The organism is Streptomyces sp. NPDC059009 (assembly GCF_042740175.1).
Classification (GTDB): Bacteria; Actinomycetota; Actinomycetes; order Streptomycetales; family Streptomycetaceae; genus Streptomyces.
Map to the genome: position 1 here is coordinate 69,769 of NZ_JBHYJB010000020.1, position 14,348 is coordinate 84,116.

8 protein-coding genes are annotated in these 14,348 nt (G+C 72.1%); all 8 read right to left on the reverse strand.

Annotated features, from left to right (window positions below; all coding sequences use genetic code 11):
* Nucleotides 1-39: 39 nt before the first annotated feature.
* Nucleotides 40-1,779 (reverse strand): hypothetical protein, encoded by a 1,740-nt coding sequence (locus ACFWYM_RS20905; protein WP_384838993.1) that lies wholly within the window; start codon nt 1,777-1,779, stop codon nt 40-42.
* A complete protein-coding gene (locus ACFWYM_RS20910) occupies nt 1,776-4,016 on the reverse strand; it encodes a CDP-glycerol glycerophosphotransferase family protein (protein ID WP_384838996.1) in 2,241 nt (746 codons plus the stop codon). The genes ACFWYM_RS20905 and ACFWYM_RS20910 overlap by 4 nt, the downstream gene beginning before the upstream one ends.
* A 47-nt stretch (nt 4,017-4,063) precedes the next feature.
* Nucleotides 4,064-5,827, reverse strand: coding sequence for a hypothetical protein (locus tag ACFWYM_RS20915; protein ID WP_384838999.1), 1,764 nt, complete (start codon nt 5,825-5,827; stop codon nt 4,064-4,066).
* A 43-nt stretch (nt 5,828-5,870) separates the two neighbouring features.
* On the reverse strand, nt 5,871-8,120 hold the full coding sequence (locus ACFWYM_RS20920; RefSeq protein WP_384839002.1) for a CDP-glycerol glycerophosphotransferase family protein: 2,250 nt from the start codon (nt 8,118-8,120) through the stop codon (nt 5,871-5,873).
* A gap of 22 nt (nt 8,121-8,142) precedes the next feature.
* Nucleotides 8,143-10,434, reverse strand: coding sequence for a CDP-glycerol glycerophosphotransferase family protein (locus ACFWYM_RS20925; protein WP_384839005.1), 2,292 nt, complete (start codon nt 10,432-10,434; stop codon nt 8,143-8,145).
* A gap of 163 nt (nt 10,435-10,597) precedes the next feature.
* Nucleotides 10,598-11,479 carry a carbohydrate ABC transporter permease gene (locus tag ACFWYM_RS20930; RefSeq protein ID WP_384839008.1) on the reverse strand — a complete coding sequence of 294 codons (882 nt, stop codon included), beginning with the start codon at nt 11,477-11,479 and terminating at the stop codon, nt 10,598-10,600.
* Nucleotides 11,476-12,846 carry a carbohydrate ABC transporter permease gene (locus ACFWYM_RS20935; RefSeq protein ID WP_384839011.1) on the reverse strand — a complete coding sequence of 457 codons (1,371 nt, stop codon included), beginning with the start codon at nt 12,844-12,846 and terminating at the stop codon, nt 11,476-11,478. Before ACFWYM_RS20935 ends, ACFWYM_RS20930 begins: the two co-directional genes overlap by 4 nt.
* 7 nt (nt 12,847-12,853) lie before the next feature.
* On the reverse strand, nt 12,854-14,260 hold the full coding sequence (locus ACFWYM_RS20940) for an ABC transporter substrate-binding protein (RefSeq protein WP_384839014.1): 1,407 nt from the start codon (nt 14,258-14,260) through the stop codon (nt 12,854-12,856).
* Nucleotides 14,261-14,348 lie beyond the last annotated feature (88 nt).

The window sequence follows — 14,348 nt, forward strand, 5'->3', positions numbered from 1 at the left end:
CTCCTCGATGGGGATGGGGTGGTGATGTTCAAGGGGGCGTCAGGAATTCGGCAGTCGCCGGCCGGGGCGGAGCACGTCGCCGCAGCCGCCGCGGCGGCCCGCTTCCTGTGCCCGCAGCTGCCGGGTGACTTCCTTCTTCGCCCAACGCTGGGTCGCGGCAAGCCTCTTGGGGTCCTGCACGGCGTCCGCGCGCACCCAGTCGCCGCCGTCGCCCTTGGCGGACTTCTCCTCGTACAACGGCAGATAGCCCTCGGCGGTCATGCGCTTCGGGGTGAGGCCGGGGTAGGACGCCCAGTAGCCGTGGGCGTGCACGAGGGTCGGCCGGAGCTTCTGGAAGACGTAGCGGCGCAGGCCGGGCATGTCGTGGGCGGCGAACGCGTCGGCGATCGTCGGCTCGGTGAGGCCCGCGAGGTCGTACACCTTCAGGTCACTGGTCAACAGCGTGCCGCCGAGGTTGTTGATGAGGTACGTCGGGTGCTCGAGGGCGAGCCGGTCCGCGTACTCGTTGAAGACCGGGCCGTAGCGGTCGGAGACCACGCACATGGGCAGCGTGGGGTGGGCACGGAACTCGGCCGCCCGCTCCCGCTGTCCGCCCCAGGCGAGCAGCAGCGCCCCGCAGACGGCGGTGGCCGTGAGCGCACGGGCCCGCACCGTGCCGCGCTGCAGGACCCCGGCGAGGGCCACGCTCACCGCGAAGGACGCGAGCGCCCACACCGGCGTCGCGAAGCGGTACATGCCCATCCAGTCGGGCTTGAGGACGCCGAAGGACGTGAGGGTGAGGGCCAGGGGGAGGAGGACCGGGGCCAGGCCGGAGCGCAGGCGCCCGGGGCGGCTGAGCGCGAGGCCCACCACCCCCGCGCCCGCGAGCACCGCCGTCCAGCCCGCGAAGGCCAGCAAGTCGCCCGTCCCGGCGAAGAGTTCGAGGGTCGGGGTCTCCTGCGCCTTCGCCACCGCCGTGTTCGGCACGAGCCGCCCGAACTCCGCGTACCGCCAGCCGAGGAACGCCCCGTACGGGAGGAGGAACGCGCCGCAGCTCAGTGCCGCCGCGCGCACGGACGCCGTGAGCCGGGGCCGGGTGACGTGGAGGAGCAGCAGCAGGGGGTGGACCGCCGCCAGGACCGCGCCGTCCGGGCGGGTCAGGGCGGCGGCGAGGGCGAGCAGCCCGGCGAGGACCGCCGGGCGGCGCTCCAGGAGGGTGCCGTCGACGGATGCTCGGGCGAGGACGGCGGCGAGGACGGTCGCCGCGAGGGCGTAGAGCGGGTTCTCCAGGCCGGAGAACATCCACGCGGTGAAGGAGACGTTCGCGGCGAGCAGCACGCCCGTGAGCGCGACCACCGCCCACGCGTGCCGCACCATGGAGCGCGCCGCCCACCCCACCGCGAGCAGGATGCCGAGCGCGCACAGCAGGCCAAGGAGCTTCGGGTAGAGCACCAGGTCGGGCACCCCGAACCAGGCGCGGTGGTCGAAGAGTCCGAGCCGCCGCCCGACCAGCAGGAGCAGCAGCCACAGCGGGTTCGAATAGCCCTCGACGGGCGGTGAGCCGGCCTGCTGGACGGGGCCGAGGCCCTCGTCGATGCTGCGCGCGTACGCGAAGGTGATCGCGGCGTCGTCGACGATCCACTGCCCGAGCCGGGCGCCCTGGGAGCCGATGAGCGCGGTGCCCGCGAGGGCGGCGCCGAGGACGGGCATGTGCGGGCGCCAACGGCTGGTCTTCTGGGGTGGGTCGGCGTCCTCGGGCGCCGTGCCGGGGCGGGGGATGGTGGGGGTGGTCTGGGTCATGCGTGGTTCCTGATCTGGAGGGGGGCCTCGGCGGCGGCCTGGGTGGAGCTCTGCGCCGGGATGTCCGTCGGCGGCTGCTGGCCGAGCATGAGGCGGCTCACCACGCGGGCGGCGGCGTGCCCGTCGTCGTACTGGCAGAAGCGCGCACGGAACGCGGCCCGCAGCCGGGCGGACTCCGCGTCCCGCCAGCGGCCGTCGCGCAGCAGACCCGCCAACTCCTCGGTGGAGCGGGTGACATGGCCGGGCGGCTGGGCGGGCAGGTCGAGGTAGGTGCCGCGGTTGGCCTGGTAGGTCTCCCAGTCATCGGCGTGCACGACGATGGGGCGGTCCAGGTGGGCGTAGTCGAACATGAGGGCCGAGTAGTCCGTGACGAGGGCGTCCGAGGCGAGCATGAGGTCCTCGGCCGAGGGCTCGTCCGTGACGTCGAGGATCAGCCCGCGCCGCGCCAGGTCCGCCAGCTCCAGGCCGCGCACCGGGTGGCGGGAGAGCGAGTAGTGGAGGCGGACCAGGACGGTGTGGCCCGGGCCGAGCCCGCGGGTGAGGCGGTCGAGGTCGACGCGCTGCACGAAGCCCGTGGAGTGGTGGTCGCGGCGCGTCGGCGCGTACAGGACGACGGTGTCGTCGGCCGGGATGCCGAGGCGGCGGCGGACGGCGGCGCCGTGCCCCGGGTCGGCCGTGAACAGGATGTCGTTGCGCGGGCTGCCGGTCCGCTCCGACGTGTAGTGGCAGGGGTAGGCGCGGTCCCAGACCCGCTCCGAGTGCTGGTTGGCGACCAGGCTGTGGTCCCAGCGGTCGCAGCGCCGCAGCATGCCCCGGACGTTCAGGCGGTGGGTGGCCGCCGGGTGCCCGAGCAGATCGAGGCCCATGTGCTTGAGCGGGGTGCCCTGGTGGGTGTGGATGTGCACGGAGCCCTCGCGCTTGACCAGCTCGTGCGCCCAGTTGACGTTGTTCACGAAGTACTTGGCGCGGGCCACCGTCTTCCAGTAGCGCAGCGAGTTCGGCAGCACGTGGTCGGTGCCGGGCGGCAGCGCCTCCACCGCGTCGGGGCGCACCACCCACACGCCCCGGATGTGCGGGGCGAGTTGGCGGGCGCGGGCGTGGATCGCGGCTGGGTCGCCGAGGACGCCGCGGTGGTGGAAGGCCGAGTAGACCGCGAGGTTCGGGTCGAGGGGGCGCAGCGAAAGGGCCTTGTGCAGCAGCAGCTTGACCCGGTTCGCGGTGCGCTTGCGCCAGCGCTGCCTGCGCTTCTTCAGGGCGGCGAGCAGGGCGCGGCCGCGGCGGTGCAGGGCGAACGTCCCGTACGGGGCGCGGGACAGGAGGCGCAGCGCCGTGCGGTGGCCGCCGTCCGGGAGCCGGAAGCCGGCGGGCCGGTAGCGGCGGAACCTCCCGGCGGCGAGCCGGTAGAACTCGGGCTTGTCGCGGGTGGGAAGGCGGTTGTTCTTGTCGAGGATCTCCAGGCAGTGCTCGGCCATGCGGCGGTGCAGATACGGGCGCCAACTCGACAGCTCCGGGCGGGAGTCGAGGAACGCGAAGACCCGGTCGTACTGGTCCAGGATGTCGAAGTGCTTACGGCTCGTGGTGCGCAGGATGTTGCCCTGGCGGCGCTGCCGGTACAGCAGACAGACCCGGTCGAGGACGGCGATGCGGGCCGCGGACATCATCACCGGGAACGTCCACGGGGTGTCCTCGTAGTAGCCCGGCGGGAAGCTGAAGCCGTACTCCTCGACGAAGTCCCTGCGGTACGCCTTGTTCCACACCACCATGATCAGGTCGAGGAACTCGGGCCGCTCGGCCGCGGTGAACACACTGTCCCCGGCCTCGGCGAAGATCTTGTGCATGATGTTGCGCTGGAACCCGCCCCACCAGTGCGTGCGCGCGTAGTCGAAGATCAGCACGTCCGGGTCGCCGGAGGCGTCGAGCCGCTCGGTGAGGGCGGTGAGGGTGCCCGGCGTGTAGGTGTCGTCGCTGTCCAGGAACAGCAGATAGTCGCCGCTCGCGTGCGGCATCCCCGCGTTGCGGGCGCGGCCGAGCCCCACGTTCTCCTCGAGGTGGACCGCCGTGACCCGGGTGTCGCGCGCCGCGTACTCGTCGATGATCGCGCCGCAGCCGTCCGGTGAGCAGTCGTTGACGGCGATCACCTCGAAGTCCGTGAAGGACTGGGCGAGAACCGAGTCGAGGCACTCGCGCAGGAAGCCCTGGACCTGGTAGGCGGGGACGATGATGCTGAAACGGGGCACGGACACTTCCACGGGTCGTGAGCGGGTGGGGACGGGGCGGGGCGGGTTCAGGGGCCGCGGCAGAGGGCGGCCTCGGCGGCCACGGGGTCGGCCGGGTAGCGCAGCGTCGTGCGGGCGTAGGACCCGGTGAGGTTCTGCCAGAAGCGGGCGGGCGTCAGGGGCCGGCGCACGGAGTCCTGGAGCTCCCGCAGCGGGCCGCAGCGCAGGGCGTGGCGGGCCGCCGCGACGCCGCGCGGGTCGATGCCGGGCGGCAGCGGGGCGGCCGGGTCGGCGAGGTCGGCGGCCATCCACTCCAGCGCGACCGGCTTCTCGTGCCCGGCGCGCGCGGTCCTGGAGCGCTCCATGTGGGCGCCGAGCGGATAGGCGAGGCTCAGCGGGTCGACGGCGAGCCCGTCCAGCGGGACGGCGACTCCGCCGTATCCGAGGAACTCGATGGCCCCGGCGACCGGCACGCCCCGCTCTCCCCGCTCGTGCGCGGCCAGCGGAAGTCGCAGATAGCGGCGGTTGTACTCGACCTCAAGGGCCAGCTGGGGCACGGGAGTTCGCCGTGCGGCCGCGATCTCTTTCCGGAACTTCGTGGGCCGGGCGGCGTGCTCGCGCTGGCCGACCGGATGCAGGTGGCGGGTGGCCTGCTGGTAGCCGACGTGGGTGTCCCAGATCTCCCCGCGCGCCGAGACCAGCGGCGGCCGCCACAGCGCGAGACAGCACCCGGCCCAGACGGCGACGACGGCGCAGGCGGCCCCGGCGGCCCGGCTCCACGGCACCGCCCACAGCGGCAGGACAAGGAGGAACAGGCCGGGCAGCAGCATCCGCCCGTGCATGAAGTCACCGCCGACGCGGGTGACATAGAGCAGCGACAGAGCACCGGACAGCAGCGGCGCGGTCACCAGTGGCGCCGCCGCACGCCGCCGTACGACGAAGAAGGCGGCGAACACCGCGAGCGCGCCCAGCGGCAGCCACAGCCGGTACGGCAGCACGAAGTTCTCCGCGTACCAGAGCCCGCGCCCCCAGTTGGCGTTCGACGCCTCCTTGGTGAGGCCCGGCAGCGGCACCAGGACCCCGTAGTAGCCCGCGCGGAAGATCTCGTACGCGAGGGGGAGCGCGCAGGCCGCGGCGGTGAGCCCGGCGAGGGCGCGGGGCCGGGGCCGCAGCAGCGCGCACCAGGTGCCGAGGAAGACGACGCTGACCAGGGCCAGGTCCGGCCGGATCAGCGGACCGAGCCCCAACACCACGGCCACCAACGGGAGTTGGCGATCACGCCGGGCGACGAGGAGCCACCAGCACAGGGCGAGCCACGCCGTGCTGAGCCCGCTCTCCAGGCCCGACGTCGCGTAGTCCCACACGGCGGCGACCGGCACCAGGACCAGCACGCCGAGGGGCAGCAGCCGCCGCCCGCCGTGCAGCCGCCGGGCCGCGTCCCCGGCGAGCAGGAAGCCCACCGCCGTGCAGACCAGGCCGAGCGCCACCGCCACCAGGGCCGGGTCGGCCCGGCTCACCAGCGAGACGAGGGCGACCAGCCACTGCCACAGGGTGCCCGTCGAGGTCTCGGCGCGCTCTCCCGCGTTGTAGACCGGACCGTTCCCGGCGAGGATCTGCCGGACGGCCCGGGTGTAGATCAACGCGTCGTCGCCGAGCCAGCGGTGGTGGTATCCGAGCGCCGTGACGGCCGCGGCGGGCAGCACGACGACGAGCCCGTTCCAGCCCCGTGGACCGCGCGGCCGCGGCAGCCGGGGCACCCGCCCCCGCGCGGTCTGGGCCGGGACCGCCGCCACCGGAGCCGCGGCGGCGGGGGTACGGGGCGACGGGGGCAAGGGGAGCTCCAGGTTCGGATGGGTCGGGGGCGAGGGCGGACCCTCAGTGCACCGGCTGCCGCGCCGCGGCGGGGGCCGGCACCCGGTCCGCCAGGGGCACCGGGGGCCGGATCGCCGCCGGGTCCTCGCCGAGCAGCACGCGCCGCACCACCCGCTCCGCCGCGTGCCCGTCGTCGAACGCGCAGAAGCGCTCCCGGAACTGAGCCCGCAGCCGCCGCGAGCGCTCGCCGCGCCAGTCGCCGCCCCGGAAGATCCGCACCAGCTCGTCGTGGGTGCGCGCCACCGGGCCCGGCGCCTGGCCGGGCAGGTCGAAGTAGACGCCGCGCGAGTCGCGGTAGACGTCCCAGTCGTCGGCGTACACGACGACGGGCCGGTCCAGGTTGGCGTAGTCGAACATGATCGACGAGTAGTCCGTGATCAGCGCGTCCGAGGCGAGAGAGACCTCCTCGGGGGAGCGGTGCCCGGTGACGTCGATCAACTTGCCGGACGCCACGGCCTGTTCGAGCCCGGCCGAGCCCTCGTAGAAGTGGTGGGCGCGCAGGAGGACCACGAAGCCCTCGTCGAGCGCGTCGCAGAACGCGCCCAGGTCGAGCTGGGGCGTGAAGCCCTGCCGGTAGTCGCGGTGCGTCGGCGCGTACAGGAGCGCCACCTTGCCCTCGGGGACGCCGAGTTCACGCCGCACCCGGCGCACGTCGTCGGCCGTCGCCGCGTAGTAGGCGTCGTTGCGCGGATAGCCGTACTCCAGCTGCTCGAAGCCGCTGGGGAAGGCCCGCTCCCAGACCTCCGTGGAGTGCCGGTTGGAGGAGAGGTTGAAGTCCCAGCGGTCGGTGCGGGTCAGCATCTTCCCGAAGGGGCCGAGCCCGGCGGCCGCGGCCGGGTACTCGGCCTGGTCGACGCCCATGTGCTTGAGGGGCGTGCCGTGCTGCGTCTGGACGTGCACGGTGCCGGGGCGCTTGACGACCCGGCCCTCGAAGTTGACGTTGTTGAAGGTGTACTTGGCCGTCGCCATGACCTCCCAGTAGCGCGGCGAGCCCGTCACCACCCACTCCACGCCCTCCGGCATCTGGTCCGCGTTCTCCTCGGCGACCAGGAACACACAGCGGATGTGCGGGGCCAGCTCGCGGGCCTTCGCGTGGATCGCGGCCGGGTTGCAGGTGTAGCCGCGGCCCCAGTACGCGGAGAACACGGCGAGGTTCTCGTCGACGGGGCGGCGCAGCGCGCGCAGGTACGGGCGGTTGCCGCGCTGCCACGGCAGCTTCGCGGAGAGCCGCTTGACCGCCGCGAGCCCCGAAAGGGCCCTCTCCAGCAGGGACTTGAGGCCGCGCACCGCGCTGAACGCCGCGTACGAGCCGGACGCGAGGAGCGCGTGCTGGAGGCCGATGCTGCCGCCCGGGCGGCGGAACCCGGCGGGCCGGTGGAGGCGGTAGAGCCGCGCCGCCCGCCGGAAGTAGCGGCGCCGCATGCCCCGCGACGGCAGCCGCGCGGGCGTCGACGCCGTCTTCAGGACCTCGTGGGTCAGGCGCAGGAAGACCCGGGCGAGCACCGGCGCGGGCGGCTTCAGGGCGGCCGTCTCCGCCATCGCGAGCCCGAACTGGTCGAGCAGCTCCTGGTGATGGGCCCCCGGCAGCCGGTTCCGCATGCCCTGGCGCCGCTGCAGATGCCGTACGCAGACCCGGTCGAGCACGGCGATCCGCTCGGCCCGCAGGGCGACCAGGACGCTCCACACCACGTCGGTGAACATGCCCGGCGCGAACGAAAGACGGTGCTCGGTCACGAACCGCCGCCGGTACGCCGCCGAGAACGCGGGCACCAGCGGATCCGGCAGCGCCGCGTGCCGCTCCACGCTGAACACCCCCGTCGGCGCGCCCTCCCACAGCCGGGCAAGGGCCGGACCCTGCTCGCCCTCGAACCAGTGCACCCGCTCGTGGTCGAAGAGCAGCAGATCGGGGTCCCCGGTCTCGGCCAGGCGCGCGTCCAGGGCGTGCAGGGCGCCCGGCGCCATCGTGTCGTCCCCGTCGAGGAAGAGCAGGAACTGCCCGCCCGCCACCGCGGCGCCCGCGTTCCGCGCCCCCGGCAGACCCCCGGCGGGCGGCGCCACCACGGCCCGTACGCGCGGGTCGCGCGCCGCGTGCTCGGCCACGATCGCGGCGCTCGGGTCGGCGTCGGCGTCGGCCGTGGAGACGACCGCGATCAGCTCGAAGGCGTCGAAGGACTGCCCGAGCACCGAGGCGAGGCAGTCGGCGAGCCGCCCCGGTACGCCGTGGGTGGGAACGATGATGCTGAAGCGCGACAAGACAGCCTCTCTCGATGGTGGTTCACGCGTTGTCGTACGGCAGCAGCCCGAAGGAACGGGTCCGCTCGCGGGGCGCAGGGGCGGTCCCTGCCGTCGCCGGGGCGAAGTCCGTGCCGGCCGCCGCGGGCGCCGGGTGCCGCTCCGCGAGGGGCACGACCGAGGGCAGGCCCGCGGTCTCGCCGAGCACCACGTGCCGTACGACCCGCTCGGCCGCCCGCCCGTCGTCGTGGGCGCAGAACCGGGTGCGGAACGCCCGCCGCAGCTGCGCCGAGCGCGAGCCGCACCAGTGGCCGGTAGCGAAGATGTCCGTCAGCTCGTCCTCGCTGCGCGCGACGGCGCCCGGCGGGAAGGCGCGCACGTCGAAGTAGGTGCCGCGGGCGGCCTCGTAGGCGTCCCAGTCGTCGGCGTGCAGGACGATGGGGCGGTCCAGGTTGGCGTAGTCGAACATGATCGACGAGTAGTCGGTGACCAGCGCGTCCGAGGCCAGGCAGAGCGACTCGACGCTGGGGTGGCCGGACACGTCGATGATGCGGTCCGTGAGGCCGGCGGCCATGAGCGGGGCCTCGTACGTGTGGTGGGCGCGGGTCAGGATCACGAAGCGCGGGCCGAGTGTGTGCAGCATCCGCTCCAGGTCGAGGGTGCGGCGCTGGGTCACGCGGTAGTCGCGGTGGGTGGGGGCGTAGAGGATCGCGACGGCTCCGGCGGGGATGCCGAGGGACTCGCGGATGCGGGCCACGTCGTGCGAAGTCGCCCGCTGGTACACGTCGTTGCGGGGGTAGCCGTACTCGAGCGTCGTGTAGCCGGAGGGGAAGACGCGCTCCCAGACCAGGGACGAGTGCCGGTTGGCCGACAGGACGTAGTCCCACTTGTCGGTGTTGCGCAGGAGCGCCGCGAAGTCGGTGGAGCGGGCAGCGGCAGGGCGGTCCTGGAGGTCGAGGCCCATGTGCTTCAGGGGCGTGCCGTGCTGCGTCTGGATCAGCACCTGGCCGGGGCGCTTCACCAGCCTGCGGTCGAAGTTGACGTTGTTCACCAGGTACTTGGAGCGGGCCAGGGCCGTCCAGTACGCGGCCGTGCCGGGGCGCAGCCTGCGGGTCGCCGTGGGGACGGTGTGGTGGTGCTCGGGCGCGGCGATCCACGCGGTGCGGATGTGCGGGGCGTGCTCGCGGAACGCGGCCTCCAGGGCGCCCGGGTTGCAGCCGTAGCCGCGCCCCCAGTACGCGGAGAACACCGCGCGGTCCGCCCGCACCGGCAGGCGCAGCTGGATCCGGTAGTGCGCCTGGAGGGCGGCGCCCTTGAGCTTCTGGCGGGCCGAGGCCGCGTACCGGCGAAGGCGCGACGTGAGGCGCAGGGCCGCCCAGATGCCCCGGTAGGTGCGGTGCGAGCCGAGCCGCACCAGGGCGTGCCGCAGCCGGGTGCGGGGGCGCACGCGGGCGCCGGGGACGCGGTAACGGCGGTAGTGGGAGCGGGCCTTGCGCAGGAACTCGGCGCGGCTGCCGCGCGGCAGCCGGTCCCGCTTGGTGAAGATCGTCGCCAGGTGGTCGACCATGCGCCGGAACAGCACGCCGCGCCAGGCCCGGGACAGCTTGGGCCGCTCGTCGAGGAACGCGAACACCCGGTCGTACTGGTCGAAGATGTCGAAGTGCTTGCGGCTGCGGGTGCCGAGGATGTTGCCCTGGCGGCGCTGGCGGTAGTGGACGCAGACCCGGTCGAGGGTGGTGATGGAGCCGGCCGCCGTCAGGAGCGGGTAGGTCCAGGGGGTGTCCTCGTAGTAGCCGGGCGGGAAGGTGAAGCCCTGGCGCTCGATGAACTCGCGGCGGTGCGCCTTGTTCCAGGCGACCATGAGGACCTTCAACAGGCCGGGCCGGTCGGCGAGTTGGAAGGACGCCGGGCCCTGCTCGGTGAGCTGCTCGGCGAACTGGTTGCGGACGGTCTCGCCGGACCAGTAGGTGCGCGCGTAGTCGTAGACGAGGACGTCCGGCTCGTCGGTCTCCTTGAGGCGGTCGGAGATCGCGTGCAGGGAGCCGGGGGTGAGCGAGTCGTCGCTGTCGAGGAAGATCAGGTAGTCGCCGGTGGCGTGCTCCATGCCGGCGTTGCGGGCGCGGCCGAGCCCGACGTTCTCGTCGAGGTGGACGGCCTTCACGCGCGGGTCGCGGGCGGCGAACTCGTCGATGAGCGCGCCGCTCGCATCCGGTGAGTGATCATCCACCGCGATGAGTTCGAAGTCCGTGAAGGATTGCTCCAGCACGGACTCGATGCATTCGTGCAGGTACGCCTGCACCTTGTATGCGGGGACGATGACACTGAACCGGGGCAAGGCACATCCATGGGTCGGCGCGGGCATACTGCCCGGAAACGCCTGAAGGGGTGAGTGAGTTACGCCGGTTGTGGCATACGGGGGATAGACGCAAGGAGACGGCCCGGTTAAGGGCCGTCTCCGTCACGGTACGTAAGTGCACGGGGCACAGGTCATGTTGGGATCACTTGACCGCCCCCGCCATCACACCGGACACGAACTGCCGCTGGAACGCGAAGAACACGGCCAGCGGAATCACCATCGAGATGAAGGCGCCGGGCGCCAGGACGTGCACGTTGTCGCCGAAGAACCGCACCTGTTGCTGGAGCGCGACCGTGATCGGCGGGTTCTCGGTGTCGGCGAAGATCAGCGCGATCAGCATGTCGTTCCAGACCCACAGGAACTGGAAGATGCCGAGCGAGGCGATCGCGGGCGCGCCGAGCGGCATGACGACCCGGAAGAACAGCCGGAGTTCACCCGCCCCGTCGAGCCGCGCGGCCTCCAGGAGTTCCCGCGGAATCTCCGCGAAGAAATTCCGCAGCAGGAAGATCGCGAACGGCAGGCCGAAGGCCACATGAAAGATGATCACGCCGAGCGTGGTCCCGAAGATGCCGATCTCACCGAAGATCTTCGACACCGGGAGCAGCGCGACCTGCACGGGCACCACGAGCAGCCCGACCACGCCGAGGAACCACCAGTCGCGCCCCGGGAAGTCCATCCACGCGAAGGCGTATCCGGCGAGCGAGCCGATGATGACCACGAGCAGCGTCGCGGGCACGGTGATCGTGATGCTGGACAGGATCGAGTCGGTGATCGTCTCGTCCTTGAGGAGGTTCGAGTAGTTCTCGAACGTCAGCTGCGAGGGCGTGCTGAAGACCTTCCACCAGCCGCTCTCGCTCATGTCCTCCGGCGTCCGCAGCGAGCCGAGCAGCAGCCCGATGGTCGGCACCAGCCAGAACAGGCCGACCAGGACGAGGAAGACGCGCAGCGCGGTCCCGCTCACGAAGGCGGCCACGCGCCCGCCCAGGGACTGCTTGGCCTTGACGATCTCGGTCTGTGTCGTCATCGCCGACTCTCCCGTCGCAGTCGGCGGATGTTGAAGATCATCACGGGAATCACCAGCAGGAACAGGAGCACCGCGATCGCGCTCGACACTCCGTAGTCGTTGTCGGTGAAGGCCGAGTTGTAGAGCTGGATGGCCAGCACGTTCGCATCGTCCTTGGAGGAGCCCGGAGAGATCACGAAGACCAGGTCGAAGATCTTCAGCACGTTGATGATGAGCGTGACCAGGACGACCGCGAGCACCGGCGCGAGCAGCGGCACCGTCACACGACGGAACACCTGCCACTCGTTGGCGCCGTCCACCCGCGCCGCCTCCAGGAGTTCCCGCGGCACGCTCGCGAGCCCGGCCGCGATCAGGACCATCGCGAAGCCGGCCCACATCCACACGTACGAGCCGATGATCGAGGGCGTGACGAGCGCGGGGCCGAGCCACTCGATCCCGTTGTAGGGCTCGCGGAAGTTCGAGGCGGGGAACTTGAGTTGGGCCCCGTCGGCCTCCTTGGGCAGGGCGAAGGTGCCGTCGCCGGCGGCCGTGGTGGAGGCCACCACCTTGCCGTCCTTGACCGCCTCGATCCTGATGCCGGAGTAGCCGAGCTCCGACGCGTCGACGCCGCCCCGCTTGCCGGCGCCCTTGCCGCGGGTGAAGTCCTGCCAGGTGGTGCCGGTGACGGTGCCGTCCTCCGCCTTCGCCTCGACGGCCTTCGCCGCGCTGTCCGGCATCTGGTCGGGCGCGACACCGAGCAGCGGCAGCATGACCGGGGTCCCGGCGCGCACCGGCTGCTTGGTGATGAAGCTGCCGCCGCCCCCGGACTTCAGTGGTGACTCGGGCCCCGGGTGGGCCTGCGGGAACGCCGAGGACTCCTTGAAGGTGTCGTGCACGCTCACCGCGACCGCGTTGGCCACGCCCCGGTCCGGGTCGGACTCGTACACGAGGCGGAAGATGATGCCGGCGGCGAGCATCGAGATCGCCATCGGCATGAAGATGATGAGCTTGAACGCGGTTCCCCAGCGCACCCGTTCGGTGAGCACGGCGAAGATCAGCCCGAGCGCCGTGGCGACGCTCGGCGCGAACACGACCCAGATCGCGTTGTTCTTGATCGCGGTCCGGATGGCGTCGTCCGTGAACATCGTCTTGTAGTTGCCGAACGCCGTGAAGTCGCCCGACTTGTCGAAGAAGCTGCGGAAGACGGAGTACCCGATCGGGTACAGGACGAGCGCGCCGAGCAGCACCAGGGCGGGCAGCAGGAACAGCGCCGCCACGGTCTTGCGGGTGCCGGTCACGCTTCTGCGCGGGCGCCCCCCGCCGGCCGGGGCCGGGGAGGGCTGTCCCGGGGGCACCTTCGCGGTGCCCCCGGCGTCTGCGGTCGTCATCGCCGCGTCAGCTCTTCTTGTACGCCTTGGCGGCCGCGCTCTCGAGCGCCTGCGCGGTGCCGTCGACGTCCTTGGGGTTCTTCAGGAAGTCCTGGAGGATCTTCCACTCGCCCTTGCCCGGGGTGCCGCCGAAGGACTGCGGGGCCTGGTCGGACATGTCGAAGCGGATGTCGTCGCCGGCCGCGATGAGGGCCTTGGCGATCTTCCGCTGGACGTCGTTCGGGTACGCCGCCAGGTCGAGGTTCTTGTTCGGCGAGACGAAGCCGCCCGCCTCGGCCCAGATCTTGGCGGCGTCCGGCGAGGCGAGGAAGGTCAGCAGCGCCTGTGCGCCCTTGCTGTCCTTCAGGGCGACGGCGGCGTCACCGCCCACCACGGCGGGGGAGTCGGCGCCCACGGCCGGGAAGGGGAACACCTTCGCGTCCGTGCCGATCTCCGCCTTGGTCTCCGAGATCGGCAGCGAGACCATGTCGCCCTCGAAGACCATGCCCGCCTTGGGCTGATCGCCGCCGGTGAAGACCTGCTTCACCGAGCGCGGGAAGTCGGTCTGCAGCGCGGCGTCGGCGCCGCCCGCGACCATGCCCTTCTTGCCCCAGAGGGCGCCGAGCGTGGTGAGGGCCTTCTTCACCGACGGATCGGTCCACTTGATCTTGTGCTTGGCCAGCTGGTCGTACTTCTCGGGGCCCGCCTGGGAGAGGTAGACGTTCTCGAACCAGTCGGTGAGGGTCCATGCGTCGGAGCCCGCGACGGACACGGCCTCCACGCCCGAGTCGTAGACCAGCTGCGCGGACTTGGTGAACTCGTCCCAGGTCTTCGACTCCTTGGTGGCCGCGCCCTCGAAGACCTGGGTGTTGTACCAGATCAGCGACTTGTTGGCGGCCTTGAAGTACACGCCGTACTGCTTGCCGCCCACCGCTCCGAGGTCCTTCCACCCCTGGGAGTAGTTCTTGTCGAGCTCGGCCTGGGCCTCGGCCCCGACGGGCTTGGCCCACTTGTTCTGGACGGCCTGCTCGATGGCGCCGACCTGGGGGAGCATCGCGACGTCCGGCGGCTGCCCGCCCGCGACCTTCGACTCCAGGAAGCTGATGATCGGGTCCTGCGCGGGCACGAAGGACACCTCGGCCCCGGTCCGCTTCTCGAACTCGTCGAGGACCTTGAGGAAGACTTTCCGCTCCGCGCCGCCCCACACGGCGGCGACGGACACCTTCTGCCCGTCCAGCTTGGGCAGTTGAACGGTGGCCCCGGTCTTGGAGCCGCTCTCCTTCCCGCCGTCGTCCTTGTCGTCGTCGCTGCCACCGCACGCGGCGGCGCCGAGAACGAGCGACCCGGCGACCAGGACAGCGGCTGCGCCCCTGCCCCGTCGGCTGCTTCGGTTCCGTCGGCCTTGCGGTGCCCTGCGTGTACGAAGAGTGCGCATCACAGCCCCGTTCCCTCCCCGGCGAGTCCCGTGCGCTCTGGTCTACGCCCGCCCATGGAGGCCCGGCAAGAGCGCCAACGGCGTCAAC

Excerpts from the sequence above, each read along its gene's own strand:
- ACFWYM_RS20905 (WP_384838993.1), bottom strand. The coding sequence starts at position 1,779 with ATGACCCAGACCACCCCCACCATCCCCCGCCCCGGCACGGCGCCCGAG.
- ACFWYM_RS20930 (WP_384839008.1), bottom strand. The coding sequence starts at position 11,479 with ATGACGACACAGACCGAGATCGTCAAGGCCAAGCAGTCCCTGGGCGGG.
- ACFWYM_RS20935 (WP_384839011.1), bottom strand. The coding sequence starts at position 12,846 with ATGACGACCGCAGACGCCGGGGGCACCGCGAAGGTGCCCCCGGGACAG.
- ACFWYM_RS20940 (WP_384839014.1), bottom strand. The coding sequence starts at position 14,260 with ATGCGCACTCTTCGTACACGCAGGGCACCGCAAGGCCGACGGAACCGA.